The organism is Cohnella caldifontis (assembly GCF_029360585.1).
Lineage (GTDB): Bacteria > Bacillota > Bacilli > Paenibacillales > Paenibacillaceae > Cohnella > Cohnella caldifontis.
The window spans coordinates 70,989-90,046 of record NZ_JAQZSJ010000011.1 but is presented as its reverse complement, the minus strand read 5'-3'; the positions used below and the strand labels follow the sequence as shown (position 1 = coordinate 90,046).

The window sequence follows — 19,058 nt, the reverse complement described above, 5'->3', positions numbered from 1 at the left end:
TTATAGAGACACGAAAAAGCACAGGCTATCGGCCGCCTGTGCATACGTAATCGAAAAAGAGTCTGAAAATGCACGCAAAAAATTCATTAACGAATGATGGGCTTGCAGTCCAAGCATCATCCGTTAAATCCTCAATCGGTTCATCCCATTCTCTTCGCCTAAAGCAAATTGGGTTACCGTTAGGCAAACCATTCTTCGATTACGATGCACACGAATAGCCATAAATCACGATTCCATTCCTTGTGCATAGAAGATCGAAGAATTAGTTTAACACACGTAACCCCTCCGTCCTGATCAAGTAAAGCTATGCTAACATATGGTAAACTCCATTGTCAACCATGAGGGATATGGCCTATGGCGTTCGATCTGGGCGGCGGAAACCGCATCATCCCTGATTGGGCATCCCCGCCTGGGCGGAAGCCCGCTTGCTTCTGCTCCGTCTGCCGTGAGCCCAATCCAATACGGGTTTCTCGATGAAATAAAACGACAGCGTCGCGATCAGATAAGACGCAGCCAGGATTCCCGCAGAGATCAAGGCCCACCTTCCCAGGCTCGCAACGCCCATATATAGATAATCCTTGGCCCCGTACATGGCAACCATCATGACGAGCAAATAATGCCATAGGTATAACCCGAACGATACTTTGGCCGTATATCGGAAGAAACGGTTGTCCAGCAGCTTCTGCAGGAAAAGCGAGTGCGATCCGACCGCCAGCGGTATGGCGATCAGCGCGGCAAAATACGGATAAAAGTAAGGCTGATGCTGCCAGCTGGCGCTGAATTCGGCAGCGTGGCGATGGGACCACAACATCAGGAACGCCAAAACCAAACCGACGGCGCCCGCCGCATCGAAAAGGCCGAGCCGCTTCAGTCTGTCGATTCGAGCCGACGGCCGGCGCATTCTTGCCGCAATCCCAGCCGCAAGGATGCCGATCGTAAAATGGCAGAAAAACCCGATCGGATTGTAGTTCGGCATCCAGTATTTCGCGCCGCCGATATTCCCGTACTCCCAGCCGCGATTCTCATCACCGGGCGTCAGGTAGCGGTGAACAAGCTCGTTCAGCAGCAGGGCGATAAGCCATGCGCCGATCCAATACGCGAACGAGGCCGGGAAAGACCGTTTTTTCAGAAGCGCGAACATGCCGGCCATGAAGAGCGGCATCAGCGCGTAACAGAATACTTCGAAAGAGATGGACCAGAACGGGCCGTCGATCTCGGAGGGAAAGAACGTCACATAGTGGAAGCCGGCCGTAAACGTCAGCCCGGCGGCGCTGCGCCAGGCGAAGTGCTCGGTCGGAATGTCCAGCGACAAGACCAGCGCCATGCATACGAGGAAGACCAAATAATAGCCCGGCACGATCCGTGCCGCACGCCGGAACAAGTACGTCCCGAGGCGGGGGAACTCCTTTTCCTCCAAATAATTTCTCCAAAAAGGGAAGGCCAGCAAAAATCCGCTCAATACGAAAAAGATGCTGACTCCCGAGTTGCCTAGAAGAAAAAAAGCCTGTGCTTCCCGAATCCCGGCTTCCTGGTCACCCATCGACAATCTTTGCGCGAAATGATGGGAAATGACGGCCAGACAGGCAATCGCCCGAATGCCGTCGGCCCCTCCCAAGTGAAGCTGGTTTGCGTTCGATTTCATCCGATTCGAATCTCCCGTCAACAGAATTGGCTTTTTCGCGGACTAGCAAGCGATTTCATTCTGAGGGATATTCGAGAAAAATCGCGTTTTTCCTCCTTTTGTAAATAATGGAGGGCCGGCCATCCCGTTTAAATGAAATACAATATTCACCAAGAATGGCCGTTATTATATACTTAATGGGTTGGTAAATTCAGGGTGGCGGTGGTGGCGAATGAAATTCAGCGGCGGTTGCCTTGCAATCGGATTCCTTGTTTGCGCCCTGTTGTCGGGCTGCGACAAAACCGATCGACACGAGGCGGCAGGCGGGGAAGACATGGCAAGCGCAGGCGAACCCATTCGCGCGCAGGTATTGTCCGCCAGCCCGAACGTCCAGAAGGTCGTTTTCCATAGCGATTCGCTGGGCAGGGACATGAAGTTCAATATTTATTTGCCTCCGGATTACAATGCTTCGAAGCAGTACCCCGTGTTATACCTGTATCATGGATACAGCGGCAATGAAGATTCCTGGATTCCGGGTCTTGGCGTAGACCAAGCCGCTGACGAATTGCTGCGCGAAGGGAAGATCGATCCGCTCCTGATCGTTGCGCCCCAGATCGACAACAGCTACGGCTTCAACTCCGAATCGAACGGCCCATACGGCGACTACATCACGCAGGATATCATTCAATACGTAGACGGTCATTACGGCACGATCGCCGACAAGAAAGGCCGATATATCGGCGGCTTGTCCATGGGCGGATGGGCGGCGCTGTACAACGGGTTTTCCCACCCCGAGTTGTTTTCGAAAGCAGGCGGACACAGCCCTGCGGTATTCATGGACGACTGGGCCGATACGGGCAACTTGAAAGAGTGGCTCTATCCGACAGACGAGATCCGCAAGCAGAGAGATCCTTATTACCTCGCGGACACCGCGGATTTATCCGGCATGTCGGTCTACCTCGATTCGGGGGATCAAGACTCCTATAAATTCTATCAAGGCGCCGAGGCGCTCGACGCCAAGCTGCGCGGCAGGAACGTGCGCTCGGAATTCCACCTGAATCAAGGCAAACACGACGGCGCCTATTGGAGTCGGCACGTGAAGGATTATTTGCTCTTCTATGCCGGCAAATAGAAATCGGACGAGGGCTGCCCGCTCCGGAGATTCAGGTGAAAAGTCCTCCCAAACGATCGTCGGCAGGCGGCGGGCAACCCAGCTGTTTGGCCATCGACACGATTTGGCCCTTGTGATGGAATTCATGCGTCATCACATGAGTAAACAGCAGCAACGGAGCAGGCGCCTTCGGGTAACCTTGCCAGTTCTCGTCCTGCTCGATCGGTTCAGACCAGCGATCGCGATACTCGTTGAAGAACCGTCGCACCATTTCATCCACTTCCGCAAACCGGTCACGGGCGTATTTCACGTCCGCGCGCTCAATTTCATGCGCGGTAATATCCCGATGTTCGGTTATCTTCTTGAACGCGAAAGATTCCAGCCAAAACCTATAGCAGTCCACGACATGGAGATGGGTGCGCATGATCGAGCCGTGCCCGAATTCGGGAACCGGTTGATGTAACCGTACCGGCGGGATCTCATCTAAGAAAGCAAACACTTTGTCTCTAGCGGATCGGATCCAATCGTATTGTTGCTGCACGATTTCCGACAAGCTTAATCACTCCTCGCATCATGAGTCAACTCCCGCGTTCGACGGCACTAATTATTAAAATTTTTCTTGTGAGCAAAATACGGCGTTTGCCCCGTCTCTTCCACAATATCAACGGGATTTCCATCCAGATCGAACGCTTGGAAAAACCTGTACCCATCCTCTTCGTGGATTTCGCTTAATTCCGCTCCCTTGGCCTTAAGCTGTCTATACGAATGGTCAATATCGTACGAAGTGAAATTGAAGTAAGGCATCAGATGTTTGCCGGTATCGAATTGGACAGGCTGCGGTTTTTCCACTTTCCATAATAAAACCAAGGTTTGAGCATTGGGGAACGCGAGTCCGACTCGATAGTCGGTTTTTTCAATGGTCTCCAAGTCGAACATACGGACATACCACTCCGCGGAACGCGTGATGTCCGTTACCGGGATGAAAATGCTGGATACAAACGAAACGATTCTCTCCATGGGCTAACCACTCTCCTTAAGCTTCATTTTCAATCTATAAACGATAAAAATCCACGAATAGATACGGGTATGAAAAAAAATACGGAGCACCGGCATCCTTCTGGCCGCGCTCCGTATTTGAACTTCGTTGACGTACGATCAATTTCCGACCAACCAGTTCTTGCAATCATCCGCCATTCCTTGGAGCATCTGACGCGGTTTAAATAGTGTTCGAAATAGGGGTTTCTCGCCCATTGATCCCGATCGATCCGATTGAAAATCATGTTCACCCTCCTAAAATGTTCGTATTTTAGGAGGGACCGTCAACTGCTTTAACCATATCCTTATCTCAATCCTCATCGATTTTTTATCATGCTCGATAATTCCTTTGTATTAAAAAATGAACGGAAAAGCAAATGCGACGAATGCCGCCCAAATCCCGTAAACCGGCAAATAATTCGTTACGGAGTCTTGAATGGTTGCAGCACCGGTCTTGTTGCGCAGATAAAGCATGTAGGAGCGCATAATCCAAATCAGATTCGCCCAGATCAGGACGTTTAAGCCGAGAACGGCCAGCCGGTTGGGCGTAATCCCGTAAGAAGTAAGCCGGAACGCGATAGCCAGCAATGCCACGCTGTCAATGATAAGCGTAAGGACGATGAGAGCAAAATGGATGAAGTCGGAAACGTTCTTCCTCTCGCCCGTGCCCCGTTCGGTAATGGAAAATATGGTGACGGTCAGAACACAGAGGAGAATTCCGTTAAAGACGAGCAGGAAATCCCGGTCCACGAAAGGATTTTTTCCGATCCCCATCACCATGATGAGGTAGACTACCAACGTTGCGAGGACAAGGGGACTAAAAATTTTCGCTATGTAAGGCGCTATATTTTTGGCAAGTTTAAGGTTCCTGGATATCAGATAGGCAGCCAAGATCGCGAGAGCCGCCGCACCGAACGATACGACGTTTTCGAAATAGAATTCCGTGACGTCCTCGCCGACAAACCGAAATAACTGCAGCGTTAATCCGGTTAGCAGCATTCCGCATAGGGCCATGCAGGCGTAGAGGATGCCGAACTCCCCGTTGAATTTCAGATACGCGAGTCTGGCGCTGCCTTTGCCGTATTCATTTCCCGTAAACGCAAGCCCTACTAATACCCATAAGAACACGGGGAGGTGCAGATACGCCAGCAAAATATCGTCCTTCATCTCCAGCGGCAGCGCATTCAGATAAATGACGGAGAGGAGGAATAACGATGCCAGGACGTAAACGACCTTTTTATTGGGAGCTTTATGGGTTACAAAATACGCGGCCATAAAGGGCAAGATGCCGAAAACGAGGTTGATGGGCGCTATGGCTTGCCGTTCGACGAAAAGCAGAATGATCCTGGAGCAGATCCCGGCCAGTATGGCTAAAATGCCCATGGAGATGAAATCTTTCCGTAACAGGGATGCTTTTGGGGACGGTTCCGCCTCCGTAAAGAACAATCTTTCATGCCAAACCGCGAGAATCTGCGAATCCGGCCTTTGTTCCCAAGCGATGGAGAAGGCTTGCTGAAAAGCTTCGGGATTTTTACGGAACAGTCTCTCCAGTTCGTGCGGATGGTCCATATGTTCGAGAATCGGATTGGTATTGTCCATCGGTCTACCTCCCTTGCCGAAGTCGTCCCATGCAAATCCACTCTATCACGTCGTTTATTGTTTTACAATAAATTTATATCTTTATTGGAGATGTTTTTGTTGTTACAAATTAAAAGCCAGGACCCTTTCGCAAGGAGTCCTGGCTTATACTGCAGCTTGAATCAAGGCCGGGCAGGGAATATCCCTTCAAGGTTTATGACGTAGCTTACGCCTGCAGGCGCATATTCCCGAAGATCGGGCAAAGCGAAGTTGGTTTTACCGTCTCCACCGTATTGGTTACCCAATATGGAGAATAATACCGTGTTTTGACTGATCGACAACAATGAGCCGTCGCAGACGTGGGTGTGTGGCGGCGCAAAATTCCCGGCGAATAACCAAACCTCTCCGATGAACCTCTCAGGCGCGATGCCGCTGCCTCCAGCAGATCCATCCGGTACATTCGCATTGCCGAACGGCGGTCCGCCAGCTCCCGGTTCGCCCTTTTCACCTTGAGGCCCTTGAGGCCCTTGAGGACCTTGAGGCCCTTGAGGCCCTTGGGGTCCATCTGCTCCCGTGTCGCCTTTATCGCCTTTAGGCCCCTGCGGTCCCGTGGCACCCGTATCTCCCTTCTCACCCTTGGGTCCTTGGGGTCCGGTCGCTCCCGTGTCGCCTTTGTCGCCCTTAGGACCCTGGGATCCCGCCGCGCCTGTATTTCCCTTCTCACCTTTAGGCCCTTGGGGTCCTATAGGTCCCGGCTCGCCCTTGTCACCTTTAGGGCCGACGACATTCCATGAAATCGGCTTCTCGTTCGACTTGCACGATTTACCTTCGGCGACTAATCGAAGCTGTCCGTCGCTTTTGGCGCAGGCGTAAATCGTCTTCGATTGACTCACCTGTGACTTTGCCGCATATACGCTTGCGCAGGAGAAAAGCAAAACCAACGTGATGCCAAGCGTTAGCAGGACTTTCTTGCTCACGTACAACCGAATCCCTCCCTCGCTCCTGTCTGTCGCAGCCTGGCTTATTCCGCCCACTGGAGGGTGGCAGTACGCGTGGCGGAGTCGAACGTGACTCCGTAGCCCAGGATAGGCGATACTACGCGAAGCGGCAACATGACGGAACTCCCATTCTTATAAGGAGGTACGTCCGTCTTATAGGCGGTTCCGTTCCAAGTGTAATCTTTTTCGTCGAGAACCATTTCCACTTTGTAGGTCGAATTGCCGAGTCGCCGGGATAACGTGATATGTCCCGTCGATGCATCGAATTTCACGGTGGCGCCGATCTTGGCAAACATCGTGGACGGAACCATCATCCAACCGTTCTTGATGACCGGCTTCCCATCCATTTGAACATTCACGCCGTCAATCTTGGCTTTGCCCGTTAACAACTCCAGCGTCAAAGTCCGCGATACCGACTGGACGAAGACGGGAGCCGCGGTCGTCAAGGAACCCGGCGAACCTCCAGCCTTGACGGCCTGGACCACGTACAAGTAGTACCGTTTATCCGCCGTTTGGTCTACGAACGCCGTCTCTTGAACGGTGAAGTCGTTCAATTGGGTTACGGTGTAAGAGTTGTTGTCCCCGATCTCGTACCGATAGAGGTTATAGCCCAGTACGGCATCGGGCAGCGCTCCCCACGTCAGCTCGGTATGCCCGCCGGTGCTTACGGCCTTGAGCTCGCTTGTCGTGGGCGTGCCATAATGGAACTGGATCGACACTTTGGGCGTGCTTTGGAGGACCATGAACTTGGCATAATTGCCTGAAGTCAATTTCGCTACGTAGACACGGGACAGCTGAAGATCCGCCGAAGCCGCATACCCTACGGTAGGAACGGATTGTACGTTATCCAGGTTGAGTTGGGCAGGAGACAGCAGTTGGACTGTCGCGCCGTTCTTGCTCGTGACGGCCGTCGATCCGATCTGGATGTCGCCCACCAAATCGCCGTCCAAATCGAATACCGTCGCGGGATCGACATCGTTATACCGGTTGGCGATGGCCCCGAAAGCCACGAGAATCGGCGGGTTGGACACGATAATCGGCAGATTGATTTCCGGCAGGATCTTGGGTCCAAGAGTCGTTGGCTGCGGCGCCGCCAAGGCAGGAGTTGCTGCGAGAAACAACAGACATGCCAGCCCTATCGAAAAACGCGCAAATCTCATTGACATCCCTCTCCTTCGGGATAAAACTAGATACAATTTAACATTTTTATCCTGATTTACAATAGCGAAGAAAGGGAGAGTTTGTTGAAAGCGCGCCGAAGGGACTGGAAATTTTCGACATCATGATATGCCGTCTACGATCGAAGAATAACTCGGTTAAAATAACCCCCGGCGAATGAGATTAGCCGTTACGGGGGCTTTGCTCAATTCCCTCGACCATACGGACAATTGGCCGATATGGTGGATTTCATGGGCGATGACATGCCGCATGATTTCGCCGTATTTGAAAGTAACCTTCTCCCCCTCTGGCGATAATTCCGATAACTCCTTCATTTCCATTTCATCGGTCCACGACAGGACAAAAGGGCGAACTTCCTCGTGAAACTTGGCGGATAAATCCATCACTTTCTGCAGGCTGGCATAGGATTCGAACGAATCCGTGAACTCAGGCTTCCCTTGCAGACCGGATATCCAGCTGTATTCCACATCCGCAATATGAAACAACGTGTGCAAAATGCCTCCTACCCCGCCCGTCCGCTTCTTAAGCAGTTCTTCTTCAGAAACGTCTTGGCACCAAGCGAACCAGTCTTGCCGAACCTGCCAGTTATACTCGAATAATTTCAACATCCGTTTGCCTCCTCATAAGATCATGGACTTATATCATCAACGATTGATTCGCAAGAATTATGCACACCGAATTGTTTAGCAAGCTGTACCGCAGACCTCGCCCAGTCTGGTGTCCGCTGGATTTGGCGTCGTTTCACTGTCGCTAGCTTCGGGTTTCTCGCAACTGTACTCCTCGGATTCTTGTTGCTTAACTGTTATACGAGAACCCCAAATAGGGCTGCAACCGTACTGGAAGTCGGAACATGGCAGGTCGTATTTTTCGCAACTTTATGCTCCTCCATTTTATCACAGTTTGCACAACCTTCCGGCATGAAGCTAATTAAGAATCATGTACGTGATGAAGATGCACAATCCTGTATGTCTTTACTGCAAACCGTGACATCGGTCTTTATGGTACTTGGTCCGATCCTGGGAACATTGGTATATCAGCAATTCGGAATTGAATTCTCCATACTAACGACTGGAGCTTGCTTTCTACTATCCGCCGTTGCGCTATTCTTCGTACCGTCCGATCATAATCCGCCCATATACCGCGAGACAAACAAAAGTTTCCTCATGATCGGCTTACTCGTCAATGGTTCCGGGATCATCTTGGCAGGGCTGTCTACCGAGAAATGGCTTACAATGACGGCCCAATTCATGATTGCCCTTTTGCAACCAGCCATTTTTGTCGGAAACAGCGCCTTGGTCATGCAGCATACCGATCAAAACTTTATAGGTCGGGTAATGGGAATCCGCACTCCGCTTATGACTGGAGCGATGCTTCTTATGATGGGTCTTGCAGGTGGGTTGAAAAATACGCTTTCTCTTCCCGTCGTGTACGAAATTGCCGGATGCTGCTTTTTTGCAGGATTCCTAATTATGATTCCGCTATTCCGAAGCAAAGGCCACAGGGAACGTTCTGCGACATAATCCGAATCATTCATGTAAGCGTTGCAAGCAGTTGAACGAGAACATCAAAGAGGACTGCAACAGGTCACCTGCCCAACCACCTGTCACAGCCCCCAAACCCGCGTCCGCCACGGCCTCTCGGCTCTTACTCGTCCCCCACTGCAATCGGATTCTCGCTGTACGAGATCCAATCGCTCCAATTGCAGAATTGCCATCGGAAGCCGTCAAACGTACATCGGAGATGAATTCTTTCAAGCGGATTAACATCTGTAACTATTCCAAGGTGACACACCTTAGGGGGTATGTTAAAGTAAAGTGACCGATTTCCCATTAATAGTGATTAAGTAATATTATCCCAAATTGCGAGGGATTGGATTGAAACGAATCCCAGTAGTTTTTTTGGTTTTGATTATGGTAATGAGTTCTGATCCTCAATACGTATCCGCATGCACGGTTTTATGCGTGGGAGACCGCAACCAAGTGTTCGTGGGAAATAACGAAGATGGCACAAACTTCAATGCCAAAGCCTGGTTCGTTCCCTCCAATGGCGAATCCTATGGCTACGTGGCTTTCGGATTTGAAGATGGTTATGCCCAAGGCGGTATGAATGATCAAGGTTTCTTCATGGACTGGGCAACGACAGAAATTCAGTCTATTCCCTATTCTAAAGGTCAACGTTATCTTAGGCTTAATGTATTTGGGTATGATTTCAATGAAATGATTCTACGCAAAAGCGCTACGGTCGAGGATGCCATTGCCCTATATCGAAAATTCTTTTTACCGGAGGTTAATGGACATGCGCTACTGGCGGATCGTTCGGGACGCTCCGTCATTGTTGAATGGTACAAAGGAAAATTACAGGTACTGCCCGCAGATAATACCGTTCAGTTTATGACGAATATCAATCTGTGGGAATATAGCGTATCGGATAGGAATTGGATTATCGACCCTCGCTATAATCGGCTGCAAGCGTTTTTCAGTAATCGCAATAACCAAGAGGCTTCCCAGGAACAAATTACGGCTGCACTCGAGTCCACATACCAAATCGGGTCTTATTCAACGGGAACAATTTACTCCAATATCTATAATTTGACGACCGGCGATGTTACGACGATCTATATGCGGGACCGAAACAACAGCATCACATGGAATCTCCATGAACAATTAGCCAAGAATAAGATCCAACTCTTTGACTTGAAGGATATGTTTGCGGCGAATTCCTCGTACCCTAACCTACAAGATCGCAACAGTCAAAATGTATTCGGTGGTGCTTTTGCGCATTTATTATATTGGGTCATTGGTACGCTTCTGGGTATTCTCGCAACGTTAGCCGCTTTATATTTCTTTAGACGCGAAAGCCGAACCAAATGGGTTACCGCTCTACTCGTCACGACCGCAATAAACGTGTTCGCATGTATGATTTTTAGTCATGGGTTGTTGAAGATTGGCAGATACATACGGTTTCAGTTGACCACGTATGAAAAATTGTTATATGAGATGCCTAAAATCATTATCTTACTGACTCTAGTTCAAATCATTTTGCTCATTTTTCTCTGGGTTCAAAGACAATCCCGATTATTGGATCGAGTGATATACAGCATTCATTGTACATTGTTGATTATCATTTCACTTTTTGTCGGATGGATATTTATTGTAGGAGAAGTTATTAAATAGAGATTTCATTCCCGGTGAAAAATAAACCAAGCGATGACTTTACTTGGTCACTCCTGGTATTATCATGACCTTTCTAACCCACACAAAATACATCGCCGGGGCGTGAAAGCCACTTGGCGATGTATTCAAACGTCACATACTTTTATGTTTTGTTCGGTTGTTCTTCATCGCCTGTTGCGATTGGGTTCTGTATATACGAAGTCCAATCGCTCCAGCTTCTTATCCCCCCACGAACCCCATGCTCGGAAGGTTCTGAAACAAAAAAATGGGGGTTCGGAGCTGCGCGGCGGGAATGTCTCGGAGGATATGCCAGCGCACATGTGCAACGACCTCCCTTGGCTACGCTTGGGAGCGATTCAAGAGCAAGAAGCCCGTGGAGGACGAGGCTGGCGAAACAATATGGGTTGAGCCGGGGCGAGTTATCCACATGTAGCTGGGTCAAGGCGAACGGAACGCCAACAAAAGGCCAAGTGAAGCAAGGTAGCACCCGGAGGGTGGATGGAATTAGATAAGGCCTCAACATTATTGTTGGCAGCCTGTTGGAGGTTGTTTGCATAGCGATATCCGTTGGAGATTTGAAAGACTCTGCCGCTGCTGATAGATAATAAGCCAACCAGGTTTGCCTGCTTTCGAGTATCTTAAGATGAAGGTTTATCCGTTATTTGCATGATATTGCCGTTGCTATCTATTCTAACAAGCGAATTCGGCCCTTCCTTATAGAGATAAACGCTAACGGCATCTTCCCCTCCTGTAGAATGTACCGTAAAAGTGCCGCTGGCGTCATCATAATGTATGGTGTCATTTTGATTGGCTTTCAAAATGTCTCTTATGCTTGCCCATAAGAGCTGTCCATCTTGTTCTTTAAAGATGTAGATTTGATTTTGTTTATGGGTAACAACCACCGCCTCTTCTTTTCCATCGCCATCCAAATCACGTTCATAGCTGGCGGCATCAAGTTCCATGTACGAGGAGACCAGTCCATCCGCATCCTTTTTCAAGTACCAGGCGCACGCTTCGCCATCGGTTCTGCAAACCGGTTGTTCGATCTTGAGCACCTCTTGTCCGAACAGTCGTGTCATGCTGAACTGTTGGTCATACATATGCCCCAAGCCAAAATCGTATAACGTCCCTGGCCGGGATGATCCGTTTACCGTAAATCCAAATAACTCCGTGTTTTCTTTAAGTTTATGAGGGTTCTCTGAATCTGGTTTCAAGGTATAATGCAATGCCGTTCCGAAACCGTCTATTTGCTTTTCATCAATCAATTGAATATCGCTAAACGGAATCTGCCTGATATACCCGTTTGTCTTATTTTTTAATGGGTTGTACTTATTGGATAACCCCGGAAGAATGTCAGGGTCCGATTGAGTAATCATCTGACCGGGTGTCCAATCTCTAGCGTCGAGAGGCTTGAATATGACGGGCATCTTCATCTCGTCGGATAAACCGGAAGCTGCCTCGTTGTCATTGCCGTTTGGCCAATTTGCGATCAAAATTACCGAAATAATACCCAAGACTACTGCCCCCGCAAGACGCTTCCATTGCCAAGAGAAATAACCAGGTTGACGATCTACGGCCTCCAACACCGATCGCTTCATCTCGTCGGAAAAAACCTCCTCCGTAAATAGTCCCTGCTTTACTCTGCCCTCCCAATCCTTCGATCGCTCGTTCATGGCTCTGTCACCCTCCATTTTCTATTAACGATTTGGCGTGCCCTATGTAATCTCGATTTAACCGTGCCTTCCGATACATTCACTAGTTTAGCGATCTCTGCCATCGTCAGTTCGTGTTCAAGCGTCAAAATAAGAACCTCTCGCAGCTTACTCGGCAACTTCATAATGATATCTCTAATCTCACGAACAGATTGTTCCGTCAAGTAATCCATTTCCGCTGACCGTACATTCTTTTGCGGCTTCACCCAACCGAATAAAACGATGCGACGCATATAACTCGACTTTAATTCGTTGATGGCGAGATTTCTTGTGATTGTAAATAGCCATGTTTTCATAGAAGACTCGCCCTTGAACGAACCAACGCTGCGAAATACTTTAAGAAACACTTCCTGAGCAATATCTTTGGCCTGTTCCCTGTTTTTGGTGATGGCATAAGCGTATTTCCTTACATCGTCTCCATATGCAGTCATCAGTTCATACAGATCCGTCTTGTCCATACGATCCATATTCACCAAGTATCGAAACTCTATATGGGATTTCACGTGTTCACCTCCACACTATTAGACAAGAGCCGATTGCGAATCGTTCACTGCAATTACAATAAGTTTTGCTTGGCGCTCCGGACGGCTCCCGTTCCCGATGCCTTGAGCTGTGGCTGGCTTAGCGTTTTGCCCCGTCCACGCCCAGACCCTGCGCGTTCCTGCTGCTGATGCCGCCAAATTGGGGGATACCGGGAACGCAAAGGAAAGCCGAGCGAATTGCTCCCAATGGGGATCGTTCACTTGCTCCGCACAAAAGATTGCGCCGTGCCTGATTGTGGAGGGACACAAGCGAAACCGACAAGCATTCAACAACCACCTGACCCGACTTCCGGACTGTGGCTGGCTCCGGGCCTCTGGCAACTGCTTTCTCCGATTTCTTTGTTTGCAAGCTGTTGAACGGAAATCCCAAAAAGGGCCGCAACAGCCCGCCTCCCGGCAACCTGTCACAGCCCTCCAACCCGCGTCCGACGAGGGTTTTCAGATCTTACTCGTCTCCCGTCGCAATCGGATTCTCGCTAAACGAAATCCAATCGCTCCAGCTGCCCGCATACAGGCGCACCCTCTGAAAGCCCGCTTCCTGCAGCGCGAGTACGTTCGGACAGGCGGTGACGCCGGAGCCGCAATAAACGATGAGCTCGCGATCACGCGGCAGATCGTCGAACCGCGCCGCTTGACCGGCGGCGTCTTTCCAGGCGCCGCGTTCGTCCAACGCGTCTTTCCAGAACCGGTTGATCGCGCCGGGAATGTGCCCGGCGACGCGGTCGATCGGCTCCACTTCGCCGCGGTAGCGCGGGGCTTCGCGCGAGTCGACCAAGGTAACGCGGTCAGAACCGAGCAGCTCCCGAACTTCGTCCACTTCCGCCAGCATGTTATGCTGCACGGTTGCGAGAAACTGCGACGGGATCGGCACCTTCTGCTCCGAGGACACTGGATACCCCGCCTTCACCCATGCGGAGAACCCCTCGTCCATCACGTACGCCTGCTCATGCCCGAGGTATTTCAGCAGCCACCACAACCGCGAAGCCATTGCCCCGCCTTGATCGTCGTAGGCGACGACCCTGACGTTGTTGCCGATCCCCGCGCGGCTCAACGTTCCCGTCAATGTCGCAATATCCGGCAGCGGGTGGCGACCGCCATGTTCTCCGACCGGAGCGGACAAATCCTTCTCCAAGTCCAGGTAGACCGCGCCGGGAATGTGCGATTCTTCAAAAGCCGCTCGGCCCGATTCCGGCTGGCCCAACTGGAACCGGCAATCCACGATCACCAAATCCGGTTCGTACATCCGCGCCAAAAGCCATTTCATACTCACGACATTTCGCAACCGAAACCACCCTTTCACAATATCCGCTCCCTTCATTTTACCACGAGAAGCCGAAGGCCCGCTCTCTATGCATTGGCGATTAATTCCTCTCCGAATGTCGCACATTAAGTCAGGGACGACATCGGGACAAACGGAGGTGAATCAGCCATGTCGACTAGCCGGAACCATCAAGGAGCTCACGGCATCGGGCAAATCGAAGAACAGTTGAATCAACAAGCCGAAGCGGCGGACGACATTCAGGGCTGCAGCGACACCGATCGCGAAATCGCGAAGGCGGCCCACCGCGACGCGCACACTTCGCTGGATGAAGTGATCGTAAGAAACGATACCTAAAGGAGGATCGGAAATGGCGCGTAAAAGATCCAGAAACCAAGGCAAACAGCCGCCCGGCAACAACCACGATTCCGCGGTGCCGGGTTCGACCAACCAAAAGCAATGAAAGACAAAAGGCTGAGGAAGCGGCGCGCAGGTTCTTCAGCCTTTTTCATACCTTAGCTATTCCCTCTTGAAAAATTAGCTAACTTCCGTATAATAAAATTATATTAGCTAAATTCAAAAGGGGGATGCCTAATGCGAGTCTCATCCACCGAGGTGCAAAACAACTTCGGCAAATACTTGAAGTTCGCCGAAGCCGGAGAAGAAATCATCGTGACGCGGAACGGCAAGGATATCGCGGCGGTCACGGCTATCGTTGCCGATACCGTGAAAGAACACCAAGCCTCCTATTCCACTTCCGGCGAACGGGTCACTTACGAGGAATTTCTCGAATTGACGGAGTCGTCGGAACAGCGTTACGAGCTGATCGACGGCGTCGTCTACAACTTAGCAGCCCCATCGTATAAGCACCAGAAGGCCGTTCAAGAGATCTTGGGTACCTTCTATAATTGGTTTAAAGGCAAGGATTGCGTGCCGCTTACATCCCCTTTCGATATCACGCTGCCTAAATCGTCGGATAATATCTGCGTCGTTCAACCGGACGTGTTCGTCATTTGCGACAAAACCAATCTGGACGACAAGGGCAAATACCTCGGCACTCCTACGCTCGTCGTCGAAGTGCTGTCTCCCTCCACCCGAAGCAAGGACATGCTCAAGAAACTGGAACTGTATAAGGAATGCGGGGTGAGGGAGTACTGGATCGTCGACCCCATGAAGGATCAGGTCCTCGTTTATCGGCTGGACGACAAAGAGATTTCCGACTACAAGGCGTTTTCCAAATCGGCGGATATGGACGTTCGCAGCTGCTTTTTCGAGGGGCTCTCCGTGAACCTTAACGATATGTTCGAATAAGAAAGGGAGGCTGCCCGCAACGGCAACCTCCCGCCCCATTACAATCGAGCCATTGCTTCCTGGATATACCGGTACAACTCGCCGTCCATCCCGAATTGGATCGCGTTGTCCCGATTCTCCGCATGGAAGCGCTCGGCCGCTCGGAGGATCTCGCCGTCCCCCCCGTGAATTCATCAGTTCTCTCCAACGGGCGGCCAGCTTCGGCACCTCCGGATCGTCCGCTGGGGCCCCGCTTTCCATCTTCCCGCGCACCTTCGCGATCAGGTCGGGCTACTCGTTCTCCACTTCCCCGATCTTGTTCGGTCCGAGAGCCTCGCCCCGCTTTTTCAGCTTTTCCAATTGCTCATTCTTGCCGCCAACTCCCCGACTTTCCAAAATGATTGGTTCAAACTCCACTCCTCATTTCGCGCGAAACGGATTTGTCGACACCTTCATCCTAAATCCTGACCCAGTGTCAGGTTCAAGTACCATTTCGATATTTCCTCGAATTTTTTCCGGCTTCTCTTCAGGGAGGAATAATCAGGGGTTTTGTCGAATCCATTTGTCGAAACCTCCTGGTTATCCTTTATTTCCCAGAAGCGGATTGGGGGAAAAACTTGCGATTCACCGCCAACAAAAACCGCCGGCCCTTGATTTGGGCCGCCGTCCTGCTCCTGATCCCGATCGGCGCGGCCGTCTATTGCGTGATGCCGAGGTACGAACAATATACGGCCATGGGTGAAATCGTCCCTGTCCGGGACATCGGCGTCGACGGAAGCGTCAACTTCGTCTACGTCCGGGAAGGCATTACCCGCAATCTCTTCGAAAAATGGACCGCCGCCCGATCCTACCCGGATGCGCGGTTTACTCCCGCCGATCCCTGGGTCGAAGATGTTTTGGACTTCGAGATGGACGCGGGCGAAGATTTGCGCGACGAGGTCATCCAGCGTGCCGTGGATTCCGCGGAGCAGTATGCGGAAGAAAATCTCGGGGAGTCGGAAAGGCGGACGCGGCTGGACTCGCTGATCGAGCAGACCGCGGATTATTACGGCGATTCCATCGGACTCATGCTGGGGATCGGCCTGGTCGAAGAAGCGTTGCACGAAAATTTTTCGATTCACCCCTTCGGAACGTACTGCATCGCAGGTACCGGAACGCTGGAGGACGATCATACGGTCGGCTCCGTGGGCGCGATTCGGGACAAGCTGCGGACCGCCGAGCAAGCAGGGGCCGATTATTTCTTCGTCCCGAAGGACAAGGACCGCTACCCCTATGAAGGGCTGAGCAATGAGGAAGAAGCTTTCCAGGTCAAGCAAGAGTTGAATCTTCATCTCCGAATCGTGCCGGTAGATACGCTGGAGGAAGCGGTGGATTTTCTGAAAAATCTGCCCAAATCGCCCCTGTTGGAGGAGAGCCGTCCATGAAACTGAAATCCGATACGATATCCGGTCTTCTGAAAATATTGCTGTCGGCGCTCGTGGTCTTGCAAACCGCGGACCTGCTGTCGACGATCGTCTATTCTGCCGGTGCAGACTTCTTCTCCGATAAGCTGTATCCGGTTTACGAATTCATTGGCGTGGCGCTGACGGTGCTGTATTACATCGTACTGGTCCTTTACTTGGTTTGGCTCTACCGGGTGCATATGGATTTGAACCGGCTGTTTCCGCGTTATCCCCGCACGCCCGGAGGCGCATTGGCCTGCACGATCGTCCCGTTCTACAACCTTTACGGAATTCCTTCGATTTACAACATGATCGGCACCCATTTTCAGACGGAAACGGCGCGTCTCCGGAAAGCGGGCGCCTGGGTGAGCGGCATGGCTGTCCCCTTGTTGATTGTCATCATGGCGTCGAACGGACTCAACCGGGCCATCCAACGGGCCGACGATCCCAGCAACGCTTTGCTGCTCGCGACGAGCGTCGTCGATCTGATTTCGTACTTGATTTATCTAGCGCTTTGCCGGTGGGTGTCCCAAGGGTTATCGCAGGTCCACGCGGACAGCGTCGAGGTCATGTACGAGGACCAAAGTGCCGCAGTAGAAGAGACGGTTGCACAAGAAGGATGATCGTATGCTGAACGGAATTTGCCGATGATGGTGGGCACTCCCTCCATTCTTGCTTTTTCCCGCGCATTTGCTGCACTTTCATGCTTCGCGCAAAACTGCCATTTTTTTCATAGACGGCCGTGCGATAGGCGTGTACACTTTCCACTATATTCCACATTATAGCACCTACGGAAAGGACGTCCTCATGAATCTAGCCAAGAAAATCGCGCAGCTCGGCGCGGCCGCGATTCTGATCGGCTCCCTGCTGGGAACAAGCTCGGCCTCGGCCAAACCGGCGGATCAAGTAACGACGGTCGTTCCGAAAGACGCCTTTTATATCCAAGGCTACGTCGACAACAGGGGCCGCTCGCATGACGTCATCTATATCGTGCAGGGAGTTCCGTCCGATTCCGGCGTAACCCTTGCTTGGAGCGGCGATAAAAAGTCGGTCACCCTGACCAAAGGAAAAACCGTGTTGAAATTGACCACGGGCCAGCAGACCGCTTACCTCAACGGCAAGAAGATCAATCTGGAGGAGAAAGTCCGGTCCACCGACGACGCCATTGTCGCCCCGCTCGGCACCATCGCCAAGAAACTCAGCCTGAAAACCACGAGCAACTACAGCTATAGTACGTACGAGAAGCTGAAAGACCGCGCGGCTCAAGAAGCCGCTTTGATCGCGCAATATGTCGCGAAGAACGGGATGACGATTTCCTCCGTAAAGACGTCGGACAATACCGTGTATTTGTGGGGACCCCTGAAATCCGCCGCGCCGGTTCTCGTCAAGATCGTCAAGCAAGGCGAGCTGCCGCGCTACAAAATCGCCGACCCGATCAAAGGCCAGTTGGACGAATTGCTATATCTCTCCGACGGGGCCGGACAATACACGGTTTCCTTGTATGACCGGGCGACCGGAGCTCCCTTGTCCGAAGGCATGGAGAACTTGTTTGCCGTGACGCTGACCAACAAATCCGGCTCTACCGACAATACCTATCTGAAGCCGACGCCCGAAGTAAACAGCGACAATGCCGAAATCAAGGCACTGGCGAAGCAGATCACGGAAGGTCTCACGGACGACTTATCCAAAACGCAGGCGATTCACGATTGGGTGTCGACCCACATTGCGTACGATACGGAAGAATTGTTTACGGGCAACATCCATGGGTATACCGCCGTTCAAATCCTCCACCGCAAGAAAGCGGTTTGCGACGGATATGCCAAGCTGACCGCCGCGCTGAACCGCGCAGCCGGCATCAAGGCCAAAGTCGTCTGGGGGATGGCGGGTACCGGCGATCCGGAGCCGGTGAGTTACATCAACGCAACCGACTATAACCATGCGTGGGTGGAAACCTACGTGAACGGTGCGTGGATCGCCCAGGACACGACGTGGGACGCGGGTTCCGTAACCGGCGAATCCTTCGCATTCGGGTTGAAGCAGAAATACTTCAATCCCGATCCGGACGTTTTCGCAGCGGATCATCTGGCTGCTTTCGTCATGCATTATTAATAGGACGGAA

At 51.5% G+C, this 19,058-nt stretch carries 19 protein-coding genes; 8 read left to right on the top strand and 11 right to left on the bottom strand.

Features of this window, described 5'->3' with window-relative positions; all coding sequences use genetic code 11:
- Nucleotides 1–385: 385 nt before the first annotated feature.
- Nucleotides 386–1,642 carry an acyltransferase family protein gene (locus PTZ19_RS16080; RefSeq protein ID WP_276356091.1) on the bottom strand — a complete coding sequence of 419 codons (1,257 nt, stop codon included), beginning with the start codon at nt 1,640–1,642 and terminating at the stop codon, nt 386–388.
- A gap of 313 nt (nt 1,643–1,955) precedes the next feature.
- Here PTZ19_RS16080 and PTZ19_RS16075 point away from each other — a divergent pair, with 313 nt between their 5' ends.
- Nucleotides 1,956–2,753, top strand: coding sequence for an alpha/beta hydrolase (locus tag PTZ19_RS16075; protein ID WP_276356090.1), 798 nt, complete (start codon nt 1,956–1,958; stop codon nt 2,751–2,753).
- 31 nt (nt 2,754–2,784) lie between these two features.
- On the opposite strand, the gene PTZ19_RS16070 is transcribed toward PTZ19_RS16075, so the two are convergent.
- The 7 genes from PTZ19_RS16070 to PTZ19_RS16045 all read right to left on the bottom strand — a co-directional run bounded on the left by PTZ19_RS16070 (nt 2,785) and on the right by PTZ19_RS16045 (nt 8,130).
- On the bottom strand, nt 2,785–3,285 hold the full coding sequence (locus tag PTZ19_RS16070) for a DinB family protein (protein ID WP_276356089.1): 501 nt from the start codon (nt 3,283–3,285) through the stop codon (nt 2,785–2,787).
- Nucleotides 3,286–3,332: 47 nt separating this feature from the next.
- Complete coding sequence (locus tag PTZ19_RS16065) at nt 3,333–3,749, bottom strand: VOC family protein (RefSeq protein ID WP_276356088.1); 417 nt, start codon at nt 3,747–3,749, stop codon at nt 3,333–3,335.
- Nucleotides 3,750–3,778: 29 nt separating this feature from the next.
- A complete protein-coding gene (locus PTZ19_RS25440; RefSeq protein ID WP_422615008.1) occupies nt 3,779–4,012 on the bottom strand; it encodes a CatA-like O-acetyltransferase in 234 nt (77 codons plus the stop codon).
- A 109-nt stretch (nt 4,013–4,121) separates the two neighbouring features.
- Nucleotides 4,122–5,366: a DUF4153 domain-containing protein gene (locus PTZ19_RS16060; protein ID WP_276356087.1), complete on the bottom strand. Its 1,245-nt coding sequence runs from the start codon at nt 5,364–5,366 to the stop codon at nt 4,122–4,124.
- Between the two features lie 161 nt (nt 5,367–5,527).
- Nucleotides 5,528–6,322, bottom strand: a complete 795-nt coding sequence (locus tag PTZ19_RS16055) for a tail fiber protein (RefSeq protein ID WP_276356086.1) — start codon at nt 6,320–6,322, stop codon at nt 5,528–5,530.
- Between the two features lie 44 nt (nt 6,323–6,366).
- Nucleotides 6,367–7,503 carry a copper amine oxidase N-terminal domain-containing protein gene (locus PTZ19_RS16050; RefSeq protein ID WP_276356085.1) on the bottom strand — a complete coding sequence of 379 codons (1,137 nt, stop codon included), beginning with the start codon at nt 7,501–7,503 and terminating at the stop codon, nt 6,367–6,369.
- Between the two features lie 156 nt (nt 7,504–7,659).
- On the bottom strand, nt 7,660–8,130 hold the full coding sequence (locus PTZ19_RS16045; RefSeq protein ID WP_276356084.1) for a DinB family protein: 471 nt from the start codon (nt 8,128–8,130) through the stop codon (nt 7,660–7,662).
- Between the two features lie 180 nt (nt 8,131–8,310).
- Here PTZ19_RS16045 and PTZ19_RS16040 point away from each other — a divergent pair, with 180 nt between their 5' ends.
- A complete protein-coding gene (locus tag PTZ19_RS16040) occupies nt 8,311–9,042 on the top strand; it encodes an MFS transporter (RefSeq protein WP_422615007.1) in 732 nt (243 codons plus the stop codon).
- A 459-nt stretch (nt 9,043–9,501) separates the two neighbouring features.
- Nucleotides 9,502–10,695, top strand: coding sequence for a linear amide C-N hydrolase (locus PTZ19_RS16035; protein ID WP_276356083.1), 1,194 nt, complete (start codon nt 9,502–9,504; stop codon nt 10,693–10,695).
- A gap of 638 nt (nt 10,696–11,333) precedes the next feature.
- Here the strand turns inward: PTZ19_RS16035 and PTZ19_RS16030 are convergent.
- From PTZ19_RS16030 to PTZ19_RS16020, 3 genes are all read right to left on the bottom strand, one after another.
- Entirely contained in the window at nt 11,334–12,368 is a 1,035-nt protein-coding gene (locus PTZ19_RS16030; RefSeq protein WP_276356082.1) for a hypothetical protein, read from the bottom strand.
- Nucleotides 12,365–12,910: an RNA polymerase sigma factor gene (locus tag PTZ19_RS16025; RefSeq protein WP_276356081.1), complete on the bottom strand. Its 546-nt coding sequence runs from the start codon at nt 12,908–12,910 to the stop codon at nt 12,365–12,367. The genes PTZ19_RS16030 and PTZ19_RS16025 overlap by 4 nt, the downstream gene beginning before the upstream one ends.
- A 484-nt stretch (nt 12,911–13,394) precedes the next feature.
- On the bottom strand, nt 13,395–14,231 hold the full coding sequence (locus tag PTZ19_RS16020; protein ID WP_276356162.1) for a sulfurtransferase: 837 nt from the start codon (nt 14,229–14,231) through the stop codon (nt 13,395–13,397).
- Between the two features lie 147 nt (nt 14,232–14,378).
- Between PTZ19_RS16020 and PTZ19_RS16015 the strand changes: the two genes are divergently transcribed.
- The 5 genes from PTZ19_RS16015 to PTZ19_RS15995 all read left to right on the top strand — a co-directional run bounded on the left by PTZ19_RS16015 (nt 14,379) and on the right by PTZ19_RS15995 (nt 19,048).
- Nucleotides 14,379–14,564 carry a hypothetical protein gene (locus tag PTZ19_RS16015; RefSeq protein ID WP_276356080.1) on the top strand — a complete coding sequence of 62 codons (186 nt, stop codon included), beginning with the start codon at nt 14,379–14,381 and terminating at the stop codon, nt 14,562–14,564.
- A gap of 237 nt (nt 14,565–14,801) precedes the next feature.
- Entirely contained in the window at nt 14,802–15,518 is a 717-nt protein-coding gene (locus tag PTZ19_RS16010) for a type II toxin-antitoxin system prevent-host-death family antitoxin (protein ID WP_276356079.1), read from the top strand.
- A gap of 596 nt (nt 15,519–16,114) precedes the next feature.
- Entirely contained in the window at nt 16,115–16,921 is an 807-nt protein-coding gene (locus tag PTZ19_RS16005; RefSeq protein WP_276356078.1) for a hypothetical protein, read from the top strand.
- The gene (locus tag PTZ19_RS16000; protein ID WP_276356077.1) at nt 16,918–17,562 is read left to right on the top strand and encodes a DUF4328 domain-containing protein; all 645 of its coding nucleotides are present in this window, start codon (nt 16,918–16,920) and stop codon (nt 17,560–17,562) included. The genes PTZ19_RS16005 and PTZ19_RS16000 overlap by 4 nt, the downstream gene beginning before the upstream one ends.
- Before the next feature lie 184 nt (nt 17,563–17,746).
- Nucleotides 17,747–19,048, top strand: coding sequence for a transglutaminase domain-containing protein (locus PTZ19_RS15995; protein ID WP_276356076.1), 1,302 nt, complete (start codon nt 17,747–17,749; stop codon nt 19,046–19,048).
- Nucleotides 19,049–19,058: the final 10 nt, after the last annotated feature.

Excerpts from the sequence above, each read along its gene's own strand:
- PTZ19_RS16080 (WP_276356091.1), bottom strand. The coding sequence starts at position 1,642 with ATGAAATCGAACGCAAACCAGCTTCACTTGGGAGGGGCCGACGGCATT.
- PTZ19_RS16075 (WP_276356090.1), top strand. The coding sequence starts at position 1,956 with ATGGCAAGCGCAGGCGAACCCATTCGCGCGCAGGTATTGTCCGCCAGC.
- PTZ19_RS16065 (WP_276356088.1), bottom strand. The coding sequence starts at position 3,749 with ATGGAGAGAATCGTTTCGTTTGTATCCAGCATTTTCATCCCGGTAACG.
- PTZ19_RS25440 (WP_422615008.1), bottom strand. The coding sequence starts at position 4,012 with ATGATTTTCAATCGGATCGATCGGGATCAATGGGCGAGAAACCCCTAT.
- PTZ19_RS16060 (WP_276356087.1), bottom strand. The coding sequence starts at position 5,366 with ATGGACAATACCAATCCGATTCTCGAACATATGGACCATCCGCACGAA.
- PTZ19_RS16050 (WP_276356085.1), bottom strand. The coding sequence starts at position 7,503 with ATGAGATTTGCGCGTTTTTCGATAGGGCTGGCATGTCTGTTGTTTCTC.
- PTZ19_RS16045 (WP_276356084.1), bottom strand. The coding sequence starts at position 8,130 with ATGTTGAAATTATTCGAGTATAACTGGCAGGTTCGGCAAGACTGGTTC.
- PTZ19_RS16030 (WP_276356082.1), bottom strand. The coding sequence starts at position 12,368 with ATGAACGAGCGATCGAAGGATTGGGAGGGCAGAGTAAAGCAGGGACTA.
- PTZ19_RS16015 (WP_276356080.1), top strand. The coding sequence starts at position 14,379 with ATGTCGACTAGCCGGAACCATCAAGGAGCTCACGGCATCGGGCAAATC.
- PTZ19_RS16010 (WP_276356079.1), top strand. The coding sequence starts at position 14,802 with ATGCGAGTCTCATCCACCGAGGTGCAAAACAACTTCGGCAAATACTTG.
- PTZ19_RS16000 (WP_276356077.1), top strand. The coding sequence starts at position 16,918 with ATGAAACTGAAATCCGATACGATATCCGGTCTTCTGAAAATATTGCTG.
- PTZ19_RS15995 (WP_276356076.1), top strand. The coding sequence starts at position 17,747 with ATGAATCTAGCCAAGAAAATCGCGCAGCTCGGCGCGGCCGCGATTCTG.